Here is an 18,269-nt window from a genome sequence, read left to right as displayed (position 1 = left end):
GGGTAGTCGGCTCTCGTCCGTGCATATAGTTATGAGAGGTATTTTCGGTCGAGGAAGGGGGCGGGTCTTTCCTTTTTCGGTTAGTCGACATTCTGTCGAATCTTTCTATCTTTAACTCAATAAGAATCAGATTGGAACAATGACTATGATGCAGTGGGAGCGATTGCTCTCCGACAAAAGGGTGGGTATGGAACACTACCACCAACCGAAACAATCGGCTCAGCCATGGGAGAGAACGGACTTCGAACGAGATTATGACCGCATGGTCTTTTCTTCTCCTTTTCGTCGACTGCAAAACAAGGCACAGGTATTCCCCCTTGCAGGCAATATATTCGTACACAATCGTCTTACGCACAGTCTCGAAGTGAGCTGTGTGGGACGCTCGCTCGGCAATAATATCACACGCGGACTGAAAGCGCGGTATGGCGAGTTGCCATGGGAGTCGGGGGCCATCAGTGCCATCGTGTCGGCTGCCTGTCTGGCTCACGACATGGGCAATCCTCCTTTCGGTCACAGCGGCGAGCGTGCCATTTCGGCTTATTTCCGCGAAGGAAAGGGTAGGGTATGGGAGGACGCAGTCCGCAAGGAAGGAGGCCGCTGGGAAGACTTCCTGCACTTCGAAGGCAATGCAAACGCTTTCCGTCTGCTGACGCATCAGTTCGAAGGCCGTCGCAAAGGAGGCTTTGCCCTTACGTACAGTACGGTGGCTTCGATCGTGAAGTATCCATACAGCAGCGAGATGGCAGGCAAGGCCGGCAAATTCGGATTCTTCGCCACGGAAGAGGATACTTTCCTTATGATCGCCGAAGAGCTCGGCATGCTATGCCGAAACGAACATCCGGTGAAATACGCTCGCTATCCGCTGGTCTATCTGGTGGAGGCAGCCGACGACATCTGCTACCAGATCATGGATATAGAGGATGCTTATAAGCTCCGTATCCTTACTTATGCCGAGACGGAAAACCTCTTTCTGGCTTTTTGTCCCGAGGAGGAACTCCGGCATATACGGGGAGTACTCGATCATATCACGGATGCCAATGAGCAGATCGCTTACCTCCGTTCGCGTGTGATCAGTCTGTTGGTCGAATCATGCACCCGGGTCTTTCTGGATCATGAGGACGAGATATTGTCCGGTACCTTCTCCGGCACTCTCATCGGAGCCATGGAACCACGGCTGAAAGAGGCTTACGGGGCATGTGCCCGAATGGCCTATTCGAAGATCTACGTGGCGCGCGATGTGGTGGATGTGGAGCTTGCCGGACATCAGATATTCGGTGCGCTGATAGATAAGATGATGGAAGCCCTCACCAATCCCGATCATGCCTATAGCCGGACGCTGCTCAGTCGGGTAAGTACGCAGTACAACATACGGGAGGAGAGCCTCTACGGTAAGATACAGTGCACGCTGGACTATATATCCGGCATGACCGATATATACGCGCTGGATCTGTACCGCAAGATCACGGGAATGAACTTGCGCTAAATCTGTGTACCTTTGGCCCTTGCGGCCGGGTATGGTTCGTTTTTCCAAGAAGAAAATCCTATGAAAATAGTACTGATAGGGTATGGCAAGATGGGACATGTGATCGAACGGATTGCATGCAGCCGAGGGCATGAAGTGGTGCTGACGATCGATGCCGGAGAGGAAGATCGTTTCGATTCGATAGCATTTCGTTCGGCCGATGTAGCCATCGAATTTACCCGACCGGATGCCGCCTATGCGAATTGCTCGCGCTGTATGGATAAGTCCGTGCCGGTGGTGTGCGGGACTACGGGGTGGACAGAGCGTCTGCCCGAGCTGGAAGAACGCTGCCGACGGGAGGGAAAGACCCTCTTCTGGGCTTCGAACTTCAGCATCGGGGTCAATCTTTTTTTCTCGCTCAGTCGTATGTTTGCCCGATTGATGAGCCGGCACGATCAGTACCGTCCTCACCTGACGGAAATCCATCATGTACATAAGTTGGACGCTCCGAGCGGAACGGCTATTACACTGGCCGAGGGATTGATAGCCGAATCTCCCTCGCTGGACGCTTGGAGACTGACGGAGACGCCGGAGGAGAACGAACTCCCGATCACCTCCATCCGAGAAGGCGAAGTCCCGGGTACGCACAGCATATCCTATACATCCGAGGTGGATCGGCTGACGATATGCCACGAAGCTTTCGGTCGAGAGGGATTCGCCCTTGGTGCCGTGCTGGCTGCCGAATATGCTGCCACGCACAAAGGCTTTCTGACGATGAACGATTTAATCAGCTTATAACAACAGAATAACGATATGACCTTCCATTGGAAAGATTTGACGCCATGGCGTCGTATAAAAGGCGTTGCCATTACTATTCTTTACCTCCTTTTTTGTATATGGGCCGGCCCGTTTTGGCTGATTTTTCTGCCTTTGATCGTAGATTATTATTTCTTCCATATTATCAAATGGGGCTGGTATAAGAATATCCGAAACAAGACCCTTCGGATCATTTGCAGCTGGGTGGCAGACATTATCTACTGTGTCGTAGCCGTTACCTTTATCTTCGCTTTCCTGTTTCAGAACTTCGCCATTCCGACTTCTTCGCTGGAGAAGACCTTGCTTATAGGCGACTACCTCTTCGTGAGCAAGCTTTCGTACGGACCGCGTTCGCCTATGACTCCGCTCGGTGTGCCGCTGACGCACAATACGATGCCATTGACGGGTGGCAAATCGTTCTCGGACAAGCCTCTCTTGCCGTACAAGCGACTGAAGGGTTTCGGACACGTCAAGGAGGGGGATTTGGTGGTCTTTAACTTCCCTGCAGGCGATACGGTGGCCGTCAAGCAGCCCAATCCGGATTATTATATGTGGAAGAAACTCGTAGGACGGGAGGAGCTTTGGAGTAATCCGGATTTCTACGGGGAGATCGTTTACCGCCCCGTGGACAGACGCGACCACTATGTGAAACGCTGTGTGGGTATGCCCGGACAAGAATTGAGCATCAGGAATAATCAGATCTATATAGATGGCAAGGAGCAGCGCAATCCGCGCAATATGCAGCTGAACTATTTGGTGAGGATGAGCAGAGAGATGAGTGTAGACTTGATAGACGAACTGGGTATCAGCTACGATGATGTGCGTGCTGTTTCAAGCGAGGAATTGAAAGCTTCGGTCGGTTCGAATCTTATCGATTCGGCGTCGAATCAACCTCAAATCATTTATCATTTGCCACTGACGCAGGGTATGCTGGACAAGCTGCAAGCAGAGCCTTCTTTCGTCAAGGCTGTAGAGGAGCCTACCCCTATCGGCCCCCTGTATCCGCTGGAGTATGAAACGGGATGGACGCGCGACAATTACGGTCCTATCGTGATCCCGGCCAAGGGCATGACGGTTCGTTTGACGCCATTGAATCTGGCCTTGTACAGTCGTTGTATTCGCAATTTCGAAGGAAATAAGCTCGTGCAAAAAGCTGACGGCACGGTTCTCATCAACGGCCGTCCGGCCGATTCCTACACCTTCAAGATGGACTATTATTTCATGATGGGGGATAATCGGCACAACTCTGCAGATAGCCGCTATTGGGGTTTCGTGCCGGAGGATCATATCGTCGGAAAGCCTGTATTCATCTGGTTGTCCCTGAATAAGGACAAGAGTCTCTTCGGAGGTAAGATCCGCTTCGGTAGAATGATGCGAACGGTCAATGCAGATTAAATCGCGGTATAGAAACAGAATTTTTTTCATAGGCTTGCCGGCAGTCGTTCTGTTGTCGGCCGTCCTCATTCGTCTCTTCCTTGTTACTACCTATCGTGTTCGAAGCGATGCCATGCTCCCGACCTACCGGTCCGGAAAGCTGCTATGGATCAATCGGATTGCATCGCCGGACAGGGGAGATGTTCTGGTCATAAAGTACAGACAAGATGGCGAAGCGGACTCGCGATTCTATCTGGCACGGCTGATAGGATTGCCCGGTGACACCTTGTTTCTATCAAAGGGTGGGGTAGTCGCAAACAGGCAAAAACTGAAGTTACCCACCTCTTTGCTTCCTCGTGAGCCATATAAAATTATCGTTCCGAGGAATGACAGGACTTATCGCCTGACTCCTCTGTCTTTACTTGCCTGCCGCAGAGCAATCGAAGAAGAGTGCAGTTCGAACATCAGCTTTCGCCGAGGAAAACTCTACCGCGACGGTGCCGAAACGGCTTTCTTCCATTTCCGCCGCAATTACTACTGGATTCTGGCGGACAATCCTGCGAGCGGACCCGATTCCCGCCATCTCGGTATCGTGCCGGAAGAGAGTATAGTGGGAGTGGTCATGAACGCAAATTGAATAGGAGAGTGACAGAGCGTATGAATCTCCTCTCTCCTTCCGATCCGATCGTCCTCTCTACGGCTTACCTGCCACCGATCCAATACTTCACGAAGCTGTTGCATCGCGAGGGTGTTCTTTTGGAGACGGCAGAAAACTTTGTGAAGCAAAGCTATCGCAATCGTTGCCACATAGCCGGACCCGAAGGTATGCAACCGCTGACCATACCGGTCGAAAAATCTCCTTCTCCCAAGGCACCGATTAGAGATATTCGCATCAGTGAGCATGGCAACTGGCGTCATTTGCACCTGAATGCTCTTATCAGCTCTTACGGTTCGGCGCCTTTTTTTGACCATTATATGACTGAAATAGAGCCGTTTTACAGGCATAAATATACTTTCCTTTGGGACTTTAATTTGGATCTCCTTTCCGTATGCCTTGAATGGCTGGACATTTCGCCGTTAATTATGTTTACTTCTGAGTACGTGGAGGACTGTCCCAATGACTTTCGCTACTCGATCCGTCCCAAGCAAGCTCCCGAAGATGAAAGTTTCCGCCCACGTGTTTACTACCGAACTTTTGCCCATAAGTATGGATTCCTGCCCAACCTAAGTATTGTTGATCTCATTTTTCATGAAGGACCATCCGCAATACAGACCTTGAAGGAGTGTATTCGCTGACAAAAAATAGGCGAGAAAAATCTCTATCTTTGTTCGAATTGATAATAGTATCTGATTATGACAACTCTCGAAGCCATACAGGCACCGATAAACGGATTCGTCAAAGATTTTCATCATTCGTTTGAGCATGCACTCGATTCCCAATCGGAGTGGATGACGAAAGCGATAAAGATCTTGAACGGTTCCACCGGTAAACACGTCCGTCCGCTCCTTACTGGATTGGTCGCAGCCGTCTGTGCCGGCAAAACGAATTCGACGACTCTCGAGGCGGCTGTCCTGCTGGAGATGATCCATACGGCAACGCTGATCCACGATGACGTCATCGATATGGCTTCTACGCGTCGGGGAGTACCGACCCTCAATGCTTTTTTCGACAATCGTGTGGCCGTTTTGATGGGAGACTTCGTGCTCTCTTCCGCCCTGATGCGTGCCATCGCTTTGAATGATATTCGCATCATCACGATTATATCCCAGCTGGGACGTGAGCTGTCGGAGGGTGAGATCAGGCAGTTCGAGACAGCCGACAAAGTGATAATAGACGAAGACATTTATATGGGGGTGATCCGACAGAAAACAGCCATGCTCTTTAGTGCTTGTGCAGAGGTCGGTGCTATTACCGTTCAGGCTCCAGTAGAGATTGTGGAAAAGGTGAAGAGGGTAGGGGAGTTGCTCGGCTATGCTTTCCAGATCAGAGACGACATATTCGATTACTATCGGAATGACGTAGGCAAACCTACGGGCAATGATATACGGGAGGGGAAGATTACACTGCCTCTACTGTTCGCTCTCAAGAACGAGCAGTCTGCGCTGCGAGATCATTGTCTCACCATTCTGGACCAAAAAGCTTTCTCGGAAGAAGATTTACAGCTTCTTACCTCCTTTGCCATAGAGCATGGGGGTATAGTTTATGCCGAAAGAAAAATGGCTGAATTTATAGACAAAGCAAAGGCTGAGTTGGCTGTTTTCCCTGACTCAGATGCTCTGCAGTCGCTGCTTGCTTTGGCTGATTTTATCGTACAAAGAGCGAAATAATAAGTCTTGTACTCATTCTTTCTTAAAAGCCGAGCTGCAAATTACTAGATTGCAGCTCGGCTCTTCTTTTGATTCTGTGTTGTTTTCGAGAGTCGTACGTTGCTACGGCTATTTTGGAGACTCCGTTTGCACCGGAGGATTGGTCTTTTCCTCGCGGTTGCGTGCACCTTGTTCGATGTAGCGGTAGTACATATCGGTGAAAGTCTGGCAAGTGCCCGGATTTTCCAGCTCCTTTTCTTCTTGAGTCTTTCTCTTGCGAATGATAGCCATGGGTGCTGATTTTTGGATTAAGTGGCGTTTAGATGCCGATTTAGACCATAATATCCTGCCGGAGGGCGTCCACCAAGCTGCTGGCTCCTATGCGGAAATATGCCGGCGTAAGCCATTCTTTGCCCAAAAGCGTTTCGATCAGACAGTAGTATTTCACAGCATCTTCAGTTGTGCGAATGCCTCCGGACAGTTTGATACCACGTACTTCGCCAAAAAGTCCGTAGTACTGTTTCAGCACCTTGCACATCGTATAGGCTGCTTCAAGGCTCGCTCCGGGGTAGCCTTTGCCTGTGGATGTCTTTACAAAATGTGCACCGCAGAAAAGGGAGAGAATCGTAGCGCGACGGATATTCTCCGGTGTTTTCAATGCGCCTGTCTCCAGTATCACTTTGACGGTAGCTCCCTTGGCTGCTGCTATTTGCTCTTCGATTTCCATAGCTGCTGCTTCGTAGTCCCCACTTAGGAACTTACCCATATTGAGTACTATGTCTATTTCATCTGCTCCATCGCTTACGGCCAGTGCCGTTTCGGCCAACTTAACTTCGATAAAGCTCTGTGAAGCGGGGAAACAGCCACTGACGCTGGCCACTTTCACGTTTTCGGCTGTGAGCGTTTCTCTCACGGTGGAGACGAAGTTGGGGTACACGCAGATCGCCGCTACGGATGGAATCGTGGGATCTGTGTCCTCGAAGTCATTGACGCTCTCGGTAAACTTTGTGATGGACTCCTCCGTATCCGTGGCGTTCAGGCTGGTCAGATCGATGACGCCATGCAGGAATTTCTTCGTTTCCGGAGTGTTGAATCGTGAATAGTGATCCCGTATTATTTGATCGGTTTTCAGTAAAATACTCTCTTCTGACTCGACCGGATCGAACTGAGCGAAGGCCATTTCGTATTTATTTGCTGCCATTGTTGTGTAGTTTCGTATTTTGTTGATGTCTTTCTTTGTCTCTAACGGTTTTCTTCTCAATATTCTTATGGAATGCGGTGGTCAGATCCACACCGGTTTGGTTGGCCAGGCAGAGCAGAACCCACAGAACATCGGCCATTTCGTCGGCCAAATCTTTGCTCTTGTCGCTTTCCTTTTCACTTTGTTCTCCGTACCGTCGTGCGATGATACGTGCTACTTCTCCTACCTCTTCGGTCAGGATGGCCATGTTGGTTAGCTCATTGAAGTATCTGATACCCAGTGTCTTAATCCATTGGTCGACACTTTGTTGTGCCTCTCTTAGTGTGATGTCGGACATGGCTCTACTCCTTGTTGTGGGTGTCAATCAATATGGTTACCGGCCCATCGTTCACCAATGCGACCTGCATGTCTGCTCCGAATACGCCTTGTCTGACAGCTTTTCCCAGTTTTGCGGACAAGCTGTTGCAGAAACTCTCGTAGAGAGGGATGGCTATCTCAGGACGGGAAGCTTTTATGTAGCTGGGTCTGTTCCCTTTCCGGGTCGATCCCATGAGTGTAAATTGGCTTACGACCAAGGCTTCTCCATTGATGTCTTTGACGGAAAGGTTCATCACCCCTTCGCTGTCATCGAAGATACGCAGGTTGGAGATCTTGGAAGTTAATAGTTCGATGTCGCTCTCTCCGTCTCGGTCTTCTATGCCTACGAGAATCAGCACTCCCTGACCTATACGGCTGTGTAATGCTCCTCTGATGCTTACGGATGCCTCCGTTACTCTTTGTATTACTACTCTCATTGTTTCTTATTTCTTTCTGAGTCCTTCGTATAATAGTTTCGCTTTGTTCCGGCCGATAAGAGCACTAAGCTCTTCCTCTTCTGCGGAGCGTATTCGCTTTACGCTTTTGAAATGGCGGAGCAGATCTTCTTTTGTTTTCTTACCGATGCCTTTGATATTGTCCAGTTCGCTCTGAATTTGTTTCTTACTTCGTACATCGCGGTGGAACCCGATCCCGAAGCGGTGTGCTTCGTCGCGTAGGTGTTGTATGACCTTGAGCGTTTCGCTTTTCTTGTCCAAAATCAGCGGAACGGGGTCCTTCGGGAAAAAGATTTCCTCCAGACGTTCGGCCAATCCTATGATGGGTATCTTGCCGATGAGCCCCAGTTTATCTAATGTTTCGTACGCTGCGCTAAGCTGTCCTTTCCCTCCATCTACGACGATCAGGTCGGGTAGGGGTAAGTTCTCTTCCGTCAGACGGGTGTAATGGCGACTGATGATTTCTCTCATGGAGGCGAAGTCGTTCGGCCCTTCGACTGTTTTCACGTGAAACTTTCGGTAATCCTTTTTGCTCGGTTTCCCCATTTTGAAAACAACGCAGGCTGCCACCGGACTCGTACCCTGTATATTCGAGTTGTCGAAGCATTCGATATGTTTCGGCGGACGATCCAAGTGCAAATCCTTTTGGATCCCGTGGACGATATGTAGGGCGCGTTGCTCGGGATTGAGCTTCTCGGCACGTTTGAGTTTGTCGAGCTTGTATTGAGCTACGTTCTTCTCGGATAATTCCAGCAGTTTCCGTTTGTCTCCACGTCGGGGGATCGTAGTCGTGATGCTCTCTCCCGTTTGCCAACCGGTGTCGAACGGCAAAACGATTTCGTGAGCGTTGCTTTCGAATCTTTGTCTCAGCTCTGTTATCGCCGCTGCAAGAAGTTCTTCTTTCGATTCCTCTATCTGCTTTCTGTACTCCAAGGTGTACACACGATTGATCCCTCCGTGCTCTATGTGCATGTAGTTGATATAGGCCGTGTGCTCGTCTTCGTCGTAAGAGAAAACATCTACGTTGTCTATATTACGCGGTACGACCGTATGCTTGGCTTCGTATCGCTCAAGAAGCTCTATTCTCTCCTTGCATATCTGTGCCTCTTCGAAGCGCAGTTCTTCGCTGTATGCCTGCATCCTGTCGCGATACATGCGTACAAGCCTGTGCAAGTTGCCTCGGAGCAGATCGCGTATTTCCGATACATTGCTTTCGTACTCGTTCGAAGTTTGATTGCCGATGCAGGGGCCTTTGCATTTCTTGATGTGATACTGCAGGCAGACGCGGTACCGTCCTTGTCGGATTTTCTCCTCTCTCAGATCCAGTTTGCAGGTGCGGATCGGGTAGATCTCTTTCACAAGGCGAAGCATCCCTTTGGCAATGAGTGCGCCCGGATAAGGGCCGAAGTATTCGGATCCGTCCTTTTTGATGTCCCGTGTGGCGAATATACGTGGGAAGGGTTCCCGTTTGATGACTATGCTGGGGTATGTCTTCCCATCTTTGAGGAGGACATTATATCGAGGTTGATACTCCTTGATCAGTGAGTTTTCGAGCAGCAGGGCATCCCCTTCGCTGTCCACAACTATGTATTTGATGCTCCTGATCTGTCTGACCAGTATGCGGGTCTTCCTGTCTGCGTGCTCCTTGTAAAAATACGAACTGACCCTGCGCCGAAGGTTTTTTGCCTTGCCTACATAGATTACCTTCCCATCTTCATCGAAGTACTGGTAGCAACCCGGTTTTTCCGGCAGGGTAGGGAGGATGATGTTCAGTTCGTCGCGGGTCATCATTCGGTTCGATATTTTGTTTCACGTGAAACGTTATCTTCCGCAGAGTACGAGAAGGATGCTTACGTCGTGGGGAGAGACTCCCGGTATTCGCGATGCTTGCGCGATGGTTTCCGGCCGGATGCTCGTCAGTTTTTGGCGTGCTTCGGTGGAGAGAGACTGCATCTGCATATAATCTACATGCTGCGGAAGTCGGATGCTCTCGAGTCTGTTGATCTTGTCCGCCAAGGCTCTTTCTCTTTTGATATAGCCGTCGTATTTGATCAGGATCTCTGCAGCTTCCACGATTTCCTCACGTCTGGATGCCGGGATCTCTTCCACGATTCTTTGGAGAGAGGGCACCATCGTACAGACTTCATTCATCCCTATTTGAGGGCGGAGCAGCAGGTCATAAAGTTTGATGCCTTGCTTGAGTGGAAGGTGGCCGGCCGACTCCAGATGCGGGTTGATCAGATCCGGTTTGAGGGAAAACTTGTGCGTAAAGTCGATCAGCTTATCACGAAATACCTGCTTTTCTCGGAGCAATTCGCAGCGTCTGCTGTCTGCCAGCCCGATCGCTTCCGCCTTCGGCGTGAGCCTCATGTCGGCATCGTCCTGGCGTAGCAAGATGCGATATTCGGCTCGGGATGTAAACATGCGGTAGGGCTCATCCACGCCTTTGCTCACCAAATCATCGATCAGTACCCCTATGTAAGCCTCATCCCGTCCGAGTGTGAACTCGCCTGCGCCATGGCATTGCAGGTGAGCATTGATGCCGGCTATCAGTCCCTGTCCGGCAGCTTCCTCATAGCCGGTCGTGCCATTGATCTGACCGGCAAAGAACAGCCCTTTCACAGGCTTGGTTTCAAGCGTATGTCTTAATTGTGTGGGATCGAAGAAGTCGTATTCGATGGCATACCCCGGACGATAGATGTGCACATGGCGAAGAGCCGGAATGGCTTTCAGGGCTTCGAGCTGAATCTCCAAGGGCAAAGACGAGGAGAAGCCATTGAGGTAAAACTCGTTACTGGTCTCTCCTTCCGGTTCGAGAAACAGTTGGTGCATCTCCTTGTCGGCGAAGGTGACGATCTTGGTCTCTATGCTGGGGCAGTATCGAGGGCCGATGCTTTGGATCTGTCCGTTGTACAGGGGGGAGCGATCCAACCCTTTGCTTAGTATCTCATGACACTCGGGATTGGTGTAGAGTGCGTAGCAACTCCTTTGGCGTAGCACCCTTCGGGGCGTATCCATATAGGAGAAACGGTGGTGATCCTCTTCTCCCGACTGCTCTGTGGTCAGACTGAAATCGATGCTCCGGCCGTCGATTCGTGCCGGAGTCCCCGTCTTCATTCTGTCGGTTCTGAAGCCCAGATCACGAAGCTGCTCCGTGATGCCGTGGAAAGCCGGTTCGGCTATTCGTCCTCCTTCGATCATACGCTCCCCGAAGTGCATGACACCTCCGAGGAAAGTGCCTGTAGTCAGCACCACGGTACGAGCCTGAAACTCTACCCCGAGAGCCGTCACGACTCCCGCGACGGCACCCTGACGAATAGAGAGGCAGCGTACACTGTCCTGCCACATGTACAGATTAGGCTCGTGCTCCACTATATCGCGCCACGCTTCCATGAAGCGCATGCGGTCGCTCTGAGCGCGCGGACTCCACATGGCAGGGCCTTTGCTCCGATTGAGCATACGAAACTGGATGGCCGTAGCATCCGTGACGATACCCATTCGTCCCCCTAAGGAGTCTATCTCCCTGACTATCTGGCCCTTAGCTATTCCTCCGACAGCCGGATTGCAGCTCATTTGGGCTATTTTGTTCATGTCCGGCGTGATGAGCAATACCTGCGAACCGAGCTTGGCCGCAGCCGCAGCCGCTTCGCAGCCGGCATGGCCCGCACCCACCACGATGACATCATAATTGAATTGCATTGGAATGTTTCCTTAGTACCGGCGGCAGACACCGGTGTCGGCCGTGATTACTTAACAAAGTTAGCAACTTTCGGTTTTGGCATCTATGGAGCTTGGCAGGGGATGAGCGGTATTTGTCTCGGAATCAAGCTCCCCAAAGTTCATTTCGCGTGGAGACGCATCATTTCGTGCGCTATCGTATTAAGAGAGAAGGACGGGTTTACGCGCCATAATTTTCTATTTCCACGCTCTGAAAAACGTGGCGCGGGAACTTTTTCGTTTTGGTTCGGGAAGTGAAAAATTCTCGCGCCACAGCGAAAAAATTCTCGCGCCGCTTTTCCCGAAAACACACTCCGCAATCCGAGCATTTCCGGTCTGTGAACTTCGGAGAGGCGGATTTGTCTGCAAAAAAATTATGCCATTTGCCTAACCTGCTCTCCTTTTACCGGAGATAATACCTTTTAGTGGATAGCCCCATATTAGTCTGCTTCATAACGACCTTTACACGGACGACTTTTTATCAATCGAATTAAAAGTGTGTCCACTTATTTGTATTAAATTTGGCCTTAACTCTAAAAACAATGAACCAGGCCAATTTTTTTTGCCTCATTTACCTATAAATGGAGGCAAAGAGAGCTTCTTCCCTTTGGGATCTTCATTGCGTTTTGATAGAATAATATATGTGTTAGAGATTTCCAAAGTCTATACCACAGATGTAATTCGATCATTTTATAGATTGCTCATAAAAAATATTAAGTGTATGGAAGCTGAAACTTACAGTAGGCATATCTTTATTTTTCCTTTTCAGTGGGATTACATCGAAAAGAGAGGGTATGCTTCCTATAACGAGAGGACAGATATAAAGAAGTTTGATAAACTGTTTTCGGCAGTCAGTCCTCTTAAAAGGCAATACTTCGAGATAGGAGCTTCGGAAGAGCGCTACAATGAATACACCTATTTTCATCCTTTTGCCCGAAGAGCCCTCTTCGGAACGAAAGAAAACCCTTCGGTCTACCACTATGAATTGAGTGACACCCAAGGCACTTACAACATCTCTGTGAAAATTGATGGAGTCTCTACTACCTACTCTCTACAACTTGAGAAGATAGCCGTATCTGTATTCGATACGGGTGTGGGAACGGTAGCCTACTTTCTCCGCAACGATAAACACACCTCTTTCGAAGACATACTCCGCATCAATGACACGGGCAGACGCATCTACCCTCAATATATGGCAAAAGGGAACAGATTAAAGGCCAAAGATTCTTTTCTTGCCGACCGCATTTATGGGAGTTTAGGAGTGCTGGATTTTGACGACGACTTCCGTCAATTCGAAGAGGATATTAGTCATACGAATATCTTTCTCCCCCCCGACCATATCCGTCAGGTGTTCGGTTACAACAAGATGGATCGAACGGAAGACGATGGGTGCCAAAAGTTCGTGTTTCATCAAGAGAGCGAACGGAAAGACATCATCCGCATCTCCCCCGTTATGGATGATAGGATGTTCTTTATAACCTACTACCATAGCCCCTATTATGCCAAAAAGTTGAGAAGCAAACCGAAAAACTTTAGGAGAAAGAGAGAATACAACATCTACGAAGAGGGACACTTTGGAGACCTTTGGTTTCGATATCTTTTTGGAGATGGGGGAGATAAAACTGTGGCTAATACGTCTGTACAAAGGGAGGATGTCAGGAGAACAACCTATGCAAGATGGTCGGGAAGTGGCACTCTCTTCGGTCTAACCAAAGACTCTCTTGTAGGTATTTCAGATTGGTATCTTATAGGAGACCATATTACAACTATGTACTACCAAATGGCAACATTGAGCCTTGTGCAACGCTCCACCATACTACGCTTCAGCAACGAAATAGCCTCTATCACACAACTGATATTGGACAAGAAGACAAAGAGAAAAACCGAAAAGCAGGTCAAAGAGCTGTACGGCAACTATATCCGCTTTCTTAATGAGACCTACTTTCGAGAGGTTACCCCTCAAATACAAGGCATAGAAATGTACGATATGCTTCAAAGCAATATGAACATCGAGAAAGATGCTAAAGCTCTCGACGAAGAGATGGGCGAACTCTTTAACTACACAACCCTTGAGGAACAAGGTGTACTCAACAAAACTGCCAACCTCTACCTGCCTATCACGTTACTTGTTGGCTTTTTAGGTATCAACACTTTTGTCGAAAAAGGATGCATCACTCGCTTCTTCAATATCGGGGACCCTTGTCCCTCGACATGGGGGCTATTGGGTGGCGATATTATTACGCTTATAGTATTTGCCATCTGCCTCTACTTCCCAATAAGACATTATTTCAAATACAGAAAATAGCATGGAAATAGAAACTTTAATCTTACTGTCTTTGGCAGTTGCGGGCTTTACTACAATTATTGTCGTAGCTATCGTATGGTACAGCAAATTCAAAATCAGAAAGGAGGAGTTAGAGCACCAAAGATTGGTCGAACAAGAGCGAGAAAAAGCAAAAGAGCTAAACAACTCCTTTGCCAAATCATTGCTCGCGACAAACAAAGAAATCATAGAAGTTTATTGTAAGAACAATACTAAATAAGAAGCATAGACTACGATGTATAAGTTAGAATTTGAATTGGAACAGCATACGCCCATCATCCACTTCCAGGCCAGGGATGCAGAGGCAACGCTGCGCGCCTCCGAGGTCAAACCGAAGCTCGACAAGTTTATCTTGACACAGATAGGCAAGAGGTTTGTAAAGAAAACTGCTTCGACAACAGAAAAAAACTTTATCGAAAGGGGGATAGAATACTTTCAAAATAAAGATGAAGAGGCTCGCAGAGTGTATGAGGAAGAGAAAAAGAAAGGGAATAAGGATGCAAAATTGGAGCTTTGTCTCATCCCCGGACAAGAAGGAGCTTTGAACTACAAACTCTCCTTTAAGCTAAGCCCTGATGCGAAAGTGCAGTATTTCTTGCCTTATGTTAGAGGTAAGGGGACAAGAGAAAAAGGGGTAATAAATCTTTCAAACACCCCCTATTTTGCTAATGAAGCCAAGATAAAGGACCCTACAAAAGGTCCCGTATGTTTGGCAAATCATTTAGAAAAAGGTTGCGTTAAAGGCATTGTGTTAATCCATAATAAGGATATAAAAGCATATATAGTAAAATACTTAGAAGCATTTTTCTTGTTGCATAACTTTGGTGCAAGGCAAACCAAAGGCTTTGGTAGCTATAGCCTTCGTCTCAACGGAGAAAATAGGATTGACTCCTCGCCTCAAAAAGTAGTAGAAATCATGAAGAGTTATGGGATAGAATACTGCTTAAAGCATAATAGTTCTGATATATCGGATATCTTCAATAAGATTAACTCCTTTCACAACAAATTAAAAACAGGAAATAAACGAAAGCGCTCTCTTATAAGAGAGTATTTCAACAAAAAGAAGATAGAATGGGAAAAACCTATCGAAAGAAAGTTGTTATCCTTGCGCATAGAACCAGGCACTCACGAAGATTATACTCAAAAGTATATTCGCGCCTTATTAGGACTACACTCTCTTTTTGATTTTACACAATTAAACCAACAAGTAATAGTATCTAACGAGAATATTGAACGATTTGCTTCTCCTATTGTGTATAAACCAATAGGTTCTACCATTTTTCTAATACTGAAAGAAATAGACGAAGACATATTTGGCAAGAAGTTTATTTTTTCATGTGGAGAGGAAAAGAAAGATGTTTACACGCCATTAAAAGACACTTTTTCCTTGAGAGAATTAATATCTACAATACCAGAGGTAAAATCAATTTCTACAAAGCACAATGAAATACACAGCAATAACCATAGGGCCAATAGGTAAGACCTTGGCTAAGGCTCGAAGCGTGAAGTCCTTTTGGACGGCGAGCTACCTCTTCTCTTGGATAATGCGAGAATTGCTCGAAAAACTACCTAAAGAAAACTTTGAGATTCTCTCTCCATATCGAGCTGGCAAAGATGTTTTGGGTGAGATTTCTAAAAAGGTAGGCTTATTCCCCGATAGGCTTTTTGCCAAAGGAGAGCTTGAAGAGAAGGAATTCAAAAGAATAAAAAGGGAAATCTTCGGAGAACTTGCTGAAAAATTCAAGAATGCTTTTCAGGATGAAAAAGATGATATTGCCCGAAAGATAGATACGGAAAGTGACCAAAAGCGGAAGAGAGAGCTTGAAGAAATAAAAAGTCGGTATAGCAATGCTGCTTCGAAGGGCGAGGATATTCGCAAGTACTTAGAGAATTATCTCTCTATCTCCAGCATAACGGTGGAGCTTAGCTCCGATTGTAGCATTTTGGAGCAACTCAATAAATACTTAGACACACAGGAGTTGTTCAATAAGGCCTCCACCCAAACCGAAGAAGATTATATGGAAATGTTCATCGAGGCTCCCAATATTCCTTTCTTAAAGGCCTATTCCCAAGATAGAGCTTTCCCCAGCACTTCAGAGATAGCTGTATCGGGATGGGAACAAAATCCTCCCAAAGATGCAAACGGAGAGGTAGACTATAGCAAATTGACCTCAAAGACAGGGTTTCGCAACTGCTACAAGTATTTGGCAGTCATAAAGGCGGACGGGGATGGCTTTGGGACATACATCAAAGAACTCAAAGTAGACGAGGAAAAGGAAATAAAAGAAAACGGAGAAAAGGAAAACGAGTTAACGAGATTTACAAAATCGTTCTTCGAGTTCTCTGTTGAGGTGGCCAATGAGTTAATACAGAAAACAAAGGCTATACCTGTCTATATCGGAGGAGATGATCTCTTTCTCTTTGCTCCTGTATTGGAGGGCAATGTCGAAAAGGATGTATTCAACCTTATTAAGGAGATAGATGACCTATTTATCCAAAAGGAAATAGGCGAAGGTCTTTCGATGTCTTACGGCGTAAGTATCTTTTACTACAAGAGTCCCATGTCTGAGGCAATAGACATAGCCGATAGTATGTTGAGGAAAGCAAAGGAAGAGAAAGAGGAAAAGGAAAAGAAGAAAGATACCGTAGCTATATCCATACAGAAACACAGTGGGCAGAAGATAGAGTTCTTGCTCCCCTGCAAGCATAGTACCGATAAGTGTAAACAAGAAACAGGCCTATACAAAAAGGCAACCGAGCTTATACGAGCTTTTAAGGAAGATGACAGTATGCTCAACAGTCTTATCTATTGGATAGAAGATATGTATGAGACAATTTTCACCGACGAGGTTACCCTATACCAAGAGCGTATCAATGCGGTCTTTGACAACTTTTTCGACGAAGAGATTCACAAGGAGAACGAAGTGTTTTTCGACCTCCTGAAGAAGTTTATCCACTCCATGCATCACTCCGAAGATCCCCCCCGCAAGTTGAAAGACAAAAAGAAACTACTGCACGGCATCTTGCGCTACTGTCAATTTGTAACGGCTAAAAAAGAGAAATAATATGTCTACCTATCTTATTAAACTTACGCCTTTGGATAAGTTTTTCTTTGGGCAGAAGAAAACCTTTGGCGATGACAATGCCAACTACTTCGTGTACTCCTCCCACTTTCCACAGCAAACCACCTTGTTGGGGCTTTTGCGCTATCAACTGTTGCAAATAGCAGGAGAGGAAATCTTCAAGGATAATAAAATACAAGATGAACATAAAGCTGGTGAATTGATTGGCAAACAGAGTTTCTCTCCATTTGTCAAGGATAAGTTGCAGTTTGGTATTATCCAATCGCTCTCTCCTGTCTTTATCATAGACAAGAAGAAAGATGAGGGTAAGGAAGAGTACTTCCTACCTGTGGGTAAACGGTTTCAAAAGAAGAAAGAAAAAGCCCCATACAGTCTCTTACACCTCTCCTGTGAAGATGAATGCCCTCCTATCTTCGGCGAATACAAACCCAAGAAAGGGCTGGCGTCTTGCTGGCTATCTTCCAAAAGCCATACGCTCCTTAACGAAGAGGACTTCTTCACAAAAGATGAGCGCATCGGGATACGCAAAGATTATGAAGGAGCAACGAACGATGATGCTTTCTTCTGTCAGAGATACTATCGCTTCAAAAACTTCAAAAAGGTAGTAGAGGACGAAGAGGCCAAGGTGTGCAAGCAACCACCCGTACGAGTGCACGACTTCTGCTTTGCCACTGTTTTAGAGACAGAGAAAGCAATCGAACACGAAAAGTTGGATGGGAGAATCGTCTACCTCGGTGGAGAGCGGCAACCTTTCCTCATGGAGGTAAGTGAAGAGACCTTCAAACTCACCATTGAGAGTTCTACTCTTACGAGCGATGAGAAGCACTATACTGTAGTACTCCTGTCCGATGCTATGATTGAGCCTGAGCACCTCGAGGGGGTAAAATTTGCAAGCACGGAGGTGAAAGACTTTGCCTGTTTGCTCACTCACGTAGGGACACGAAAGTTCTACAACAAGGAGAACAAGAGGCAGACACAGTACCTTACGGAGTCGGCAACTGCCCTAAGTGTGCAAAAGGAACTATACGCCAGAGGTTCCGTGTTTTACTTCGATACTAAAGAGCAAGCAAATCAATTCTGTGAGGACCTCGAGAAAGTCCCCAACTTCCATACCATCGGCTACAATCATGCTATCATCATCGAACCAACAAAAACAAAAAAATAACAACAATCA

19 protein-coding genes are annotated in these 18,269 nt (G+C 47.3%); 12 read left to right on the top strand and 7 right to left on the bottom strand.

What is annotated here, in order from left to right:
* Window positions 1-139 precede the first annotated feature (139 nt).
* From PGN_RS09230 to PGN_RS09205, 6 genes are read left to right on the top strand one after another with little or no spacing between them, the layout of a single operon-like run.
* Window positions 140-1,483, top strand: a complete 1,344-nt coding sequence (locus PGN_RS09230; protein WP_012458632.1) for a deoxyguanosinetriphosphate triphosphohydrolase family protein — start codon at window positions 140-142, stop codon at window positions 1,481-1,483.
* Window positions 1,484-1,543: 60 nt separating this feature from the next.
* Window positions 1,544-2,260, top strand: coding sequence for a 4-hydroxy-tetrahydrodipicolinate reductase (gene dapB / locus PGN_RS09225; RefSeq protein WP_004583652.1), 717 nt, complete (start codon window positions 1,544-1,546; stop codon window positions 2,258-2,260).
* Window positions 2,261-2,275: 15 nt separating this feature from the next.
* Window positions 2,276-3,673 (top strand): signal peptidase I, encoded by a 1,398-nt coding sequence (gene lepB / locus PGN_RS09220; protein WP_012458631.1) that lies wholly within the window; start codon window positions 2,276-2,278, stop codon window positions 3,671-3,673.
* The gene (gene lepB / locus PGN_RS09215) at window positions 3,663-4,289 is read left to right on the top strand and encodes a signal peptidase I (protein ID WP_012458630.1); all 627 of its coding nucleotides are present in this window, start codon (window positions 3,663-3,665) and stop codon (window positions 4,287-4,289) included. The genes lepB (PGN_RS09220) and lepB (PGN_RS09215) overlap by 11 nt, the downstream gene beginning before the upstream one ends.
* Window positions 4,290-4,309: 20 nt before the next feature.
* On the top strand, window positions 4,310-4,948 hold the full coding sequence (locus PGN_RS09210) for a WbqC family protein (RefSeq protein ID WP_012458629.1): 639 nt from the start codon (window positions 4,310-4,312) through the stop codon (window positions 4,946-4,948).
* 57 nt (window positions 4,949-5,005) lie between these two features.
* Window positions 5,006-5,980 (top strand): polyprenyl synthetase family protein, encoded by a 975-nt coding sequence (locus PGN_RS09205; protein WP_012458628.1) that lies wholly within the window; start codon window positions 5,006-5,008, stop codon window positions 5,978-5,980.
* Between the two features lie 108 nt (window positions 5,981-6,088).
* Here the strand turns inward: PGN_RS09205 and PGN_RS11650 are convergent, their stop codons facing one another.
* The 7 genes from PGN_RS11650 to PGN_RS11400 all read right to left on the bottom strand — a co-directional run bounded on the left by PGN_RS11650 (window position 6,089) and on the right by PGN_RS11400 (window position 11,963).
* Window positions 6,089-6,250 (bottom strand): hypothetical protein, encoded by a 162-nt coding sequence (locus PGN_RS11650; protein WP_012458627.1) that lies wholly within the window; start codon window positions 6,248-6,250, stop codon window positions 6,089-6,091.
* A 40-nt stretch (window positions 6,251-6,290) separates the two neighbouring features.
* A complete protein-coding gene (deoC, locus tag PGN_RS09200) occupies window positions 6,291-7,160 on the bottom strand; it encodes a deoxyribose-phosphate aldolase (RefSeq protein ID WP_039416603.1) in 870 nt (289 codons plus the stop codon).
* Complete coding sequence (locus PGN_RS09195; protein WP_012458625.1) at window positions 7,147-7,497, bottom strand: nucleotide pyrophosphohydrolase; 351 nt, start codon at window positions 7,495-7,497, stop codon at window positions 7,147-7,149. Before PGN_RS09195 ends, deoC begins: the two co-directional genes overlap by 14 nt.
* 4 nt (window positions 7,498-7,501) lie before the next feature.
* Window positions 7,502-7,954 carry a D-aminoacyl-tRNA deacylase gene (gene dtd, locus PGN_RS09190; RefSeq protein WP_004583644.1) on the bottom strand — a complete coding sequence of 151 codons (453 nt, stop codon included), beginning with the start codon at window positions 7,952-7,954 and terminating at the stop codon, window positions 7,502-7,504.
* 6 nt (window positions 7,955-7,960) lie between these two features.
* A complete protein-coding gene (gene uvrC / locus PGN_RS09185; protein WP_039417442.1) occupies window positions 7,961-9,760 on the bottom strand; it encodes an excinuclease ABC subunit UvrC in 1,800 nt (599 codons plus the stop codon).
* Window positions 9,761-9,793: 33 nt separating this feature from the next.
* The gene (gene mnmG / locus PGN_RS09180) at window positions 9,794-11,671 is read right to left on the bottom strand and encodes a tRNA uridine-5-carboxymethylaminomethyl(34) synthesis enzyme MnmG (RefSeq protein WP_012458623.1); all 1,878 of its coding nucleotides are present in this window, start codon (window positions 11,669-11,671) and stop codon (window positions 9,794-9,796) included.
* Between the two features lie 199 nt (window positions 11,672-11,870).
* Window positions 11,871-11,963 carry a DUF1661 domain-containing protein gene (locus PGN_RS11400; RefSeq protein ID WP_130262605.1) on the bottom strand — a complete coding sequence of 31 codons (93 nt, stop codon included), beginning with the start codon at window positions 11,961-11,963 and terminating at the stop codon, window positions 11,871-11,873.
* On the opposite strand from PGN_RS11400, the gene PGN_RS12030 reads away from it, so the two are divergent.
* The 6 genes from PGN_RS12030 (at window position 11,944) to cmr3 (ending at window position 18,260) form a co-directional block, all read left to right on the top strand.
* Window positions 11,944-12,105, top strand: a complete 162-nt coding sequence (locus PGN_RS12030; protein ID WP_353558838.1) for a DUF1661 domain-containing protein — start codon at window positions 11,944-11,946, stop codon at window positions 12,103-12,105. The two genes, PGN_RS11400 and PGN_RS12030, sit on opposite strands and share 20 nt — an antisense overlap.
* 305 nt (window positions 12,106-12,410) lie before the next feature.
* Window positions 12,411-13,994, top strand: coding sequence for a hypothetical protein (locus PGN_RS09175; RefSeq protein ID WP_012458621.1), 1,584 nt, complete (start codon window positions 12,411-12,413; stop codon window positions 13,992-13,994).
* Window position 13,995: 1 nt separating this feature from the next.
* Window positions 13,996-14,232, top strand: coding sequence for a hypothetical protein (locus PGN_RS09170; RefSeq protein WP_012458620.1), 237 nt, complete (start codon window positions 13,996-13,998; stop codon window positions 14,230-14,232).
* Window positions 14,233-14,247: 15 nt separating this feature from the next.
* Window positions 14,248-15,492 carry a hypothetical protein gene (locus PGN_RS12025; RefSeq protein WP_012458619.1) on the top strand — a complete coding sequence of 415 codons (1,245 nt, stop codon included), beginning with the start codon at window positions 14,248-14,250 and terminating at the stop codon, window positions 15,490-15,492.
* Window positions 15,455-17,077: a type III-B CRISPR-associated protein Cas10/Cmr2 gene (gene cas10 / locus PGN_RS09160; RefSeq protein WP_039416600.1), complete on the top strand. Its 1,623-nt coding sequence runs from the start codon at window positions 15,455-15,457 to the stop codon at window positions 17,075-17,077. The genes PGN_RS12025 and cas10 overlap by 38 nt, the downstream gene beginning before the upstream one ends.
* A 1-nt stretch (window position 17,078) precedes the next feature.
* Entirely contained in the window at window positions 17,079-18,260 is a 1,182-nt protein-coding gene (cmr3, locus tag PGN_RS09155; protein WP_012458617.1) for a type III-B CRISPR module-associated protein Cmr3, read from the top strand.
* The last annotated feature ends 9 nt before the right edge of the window (window positions 18,261-18,269 follow it).

The sequence above is a fragment of the Porphyromonas gingivalis ATCC 33277 genome, assembly GCF_000010505.1.
In the GTDB taxonomy this organism is placed as follows: domain Bacteria; phylum Bacteroidota; class Bacteroidia; order Bacteroidales; family Porphyromonadaceae; genus Porphyromonas; species Porphyromonas gingivalis.
Note: the sequence above shows the minus strand (reverse complement) of the source record. Positions and strands in the feature narration are given on the sequence as shown.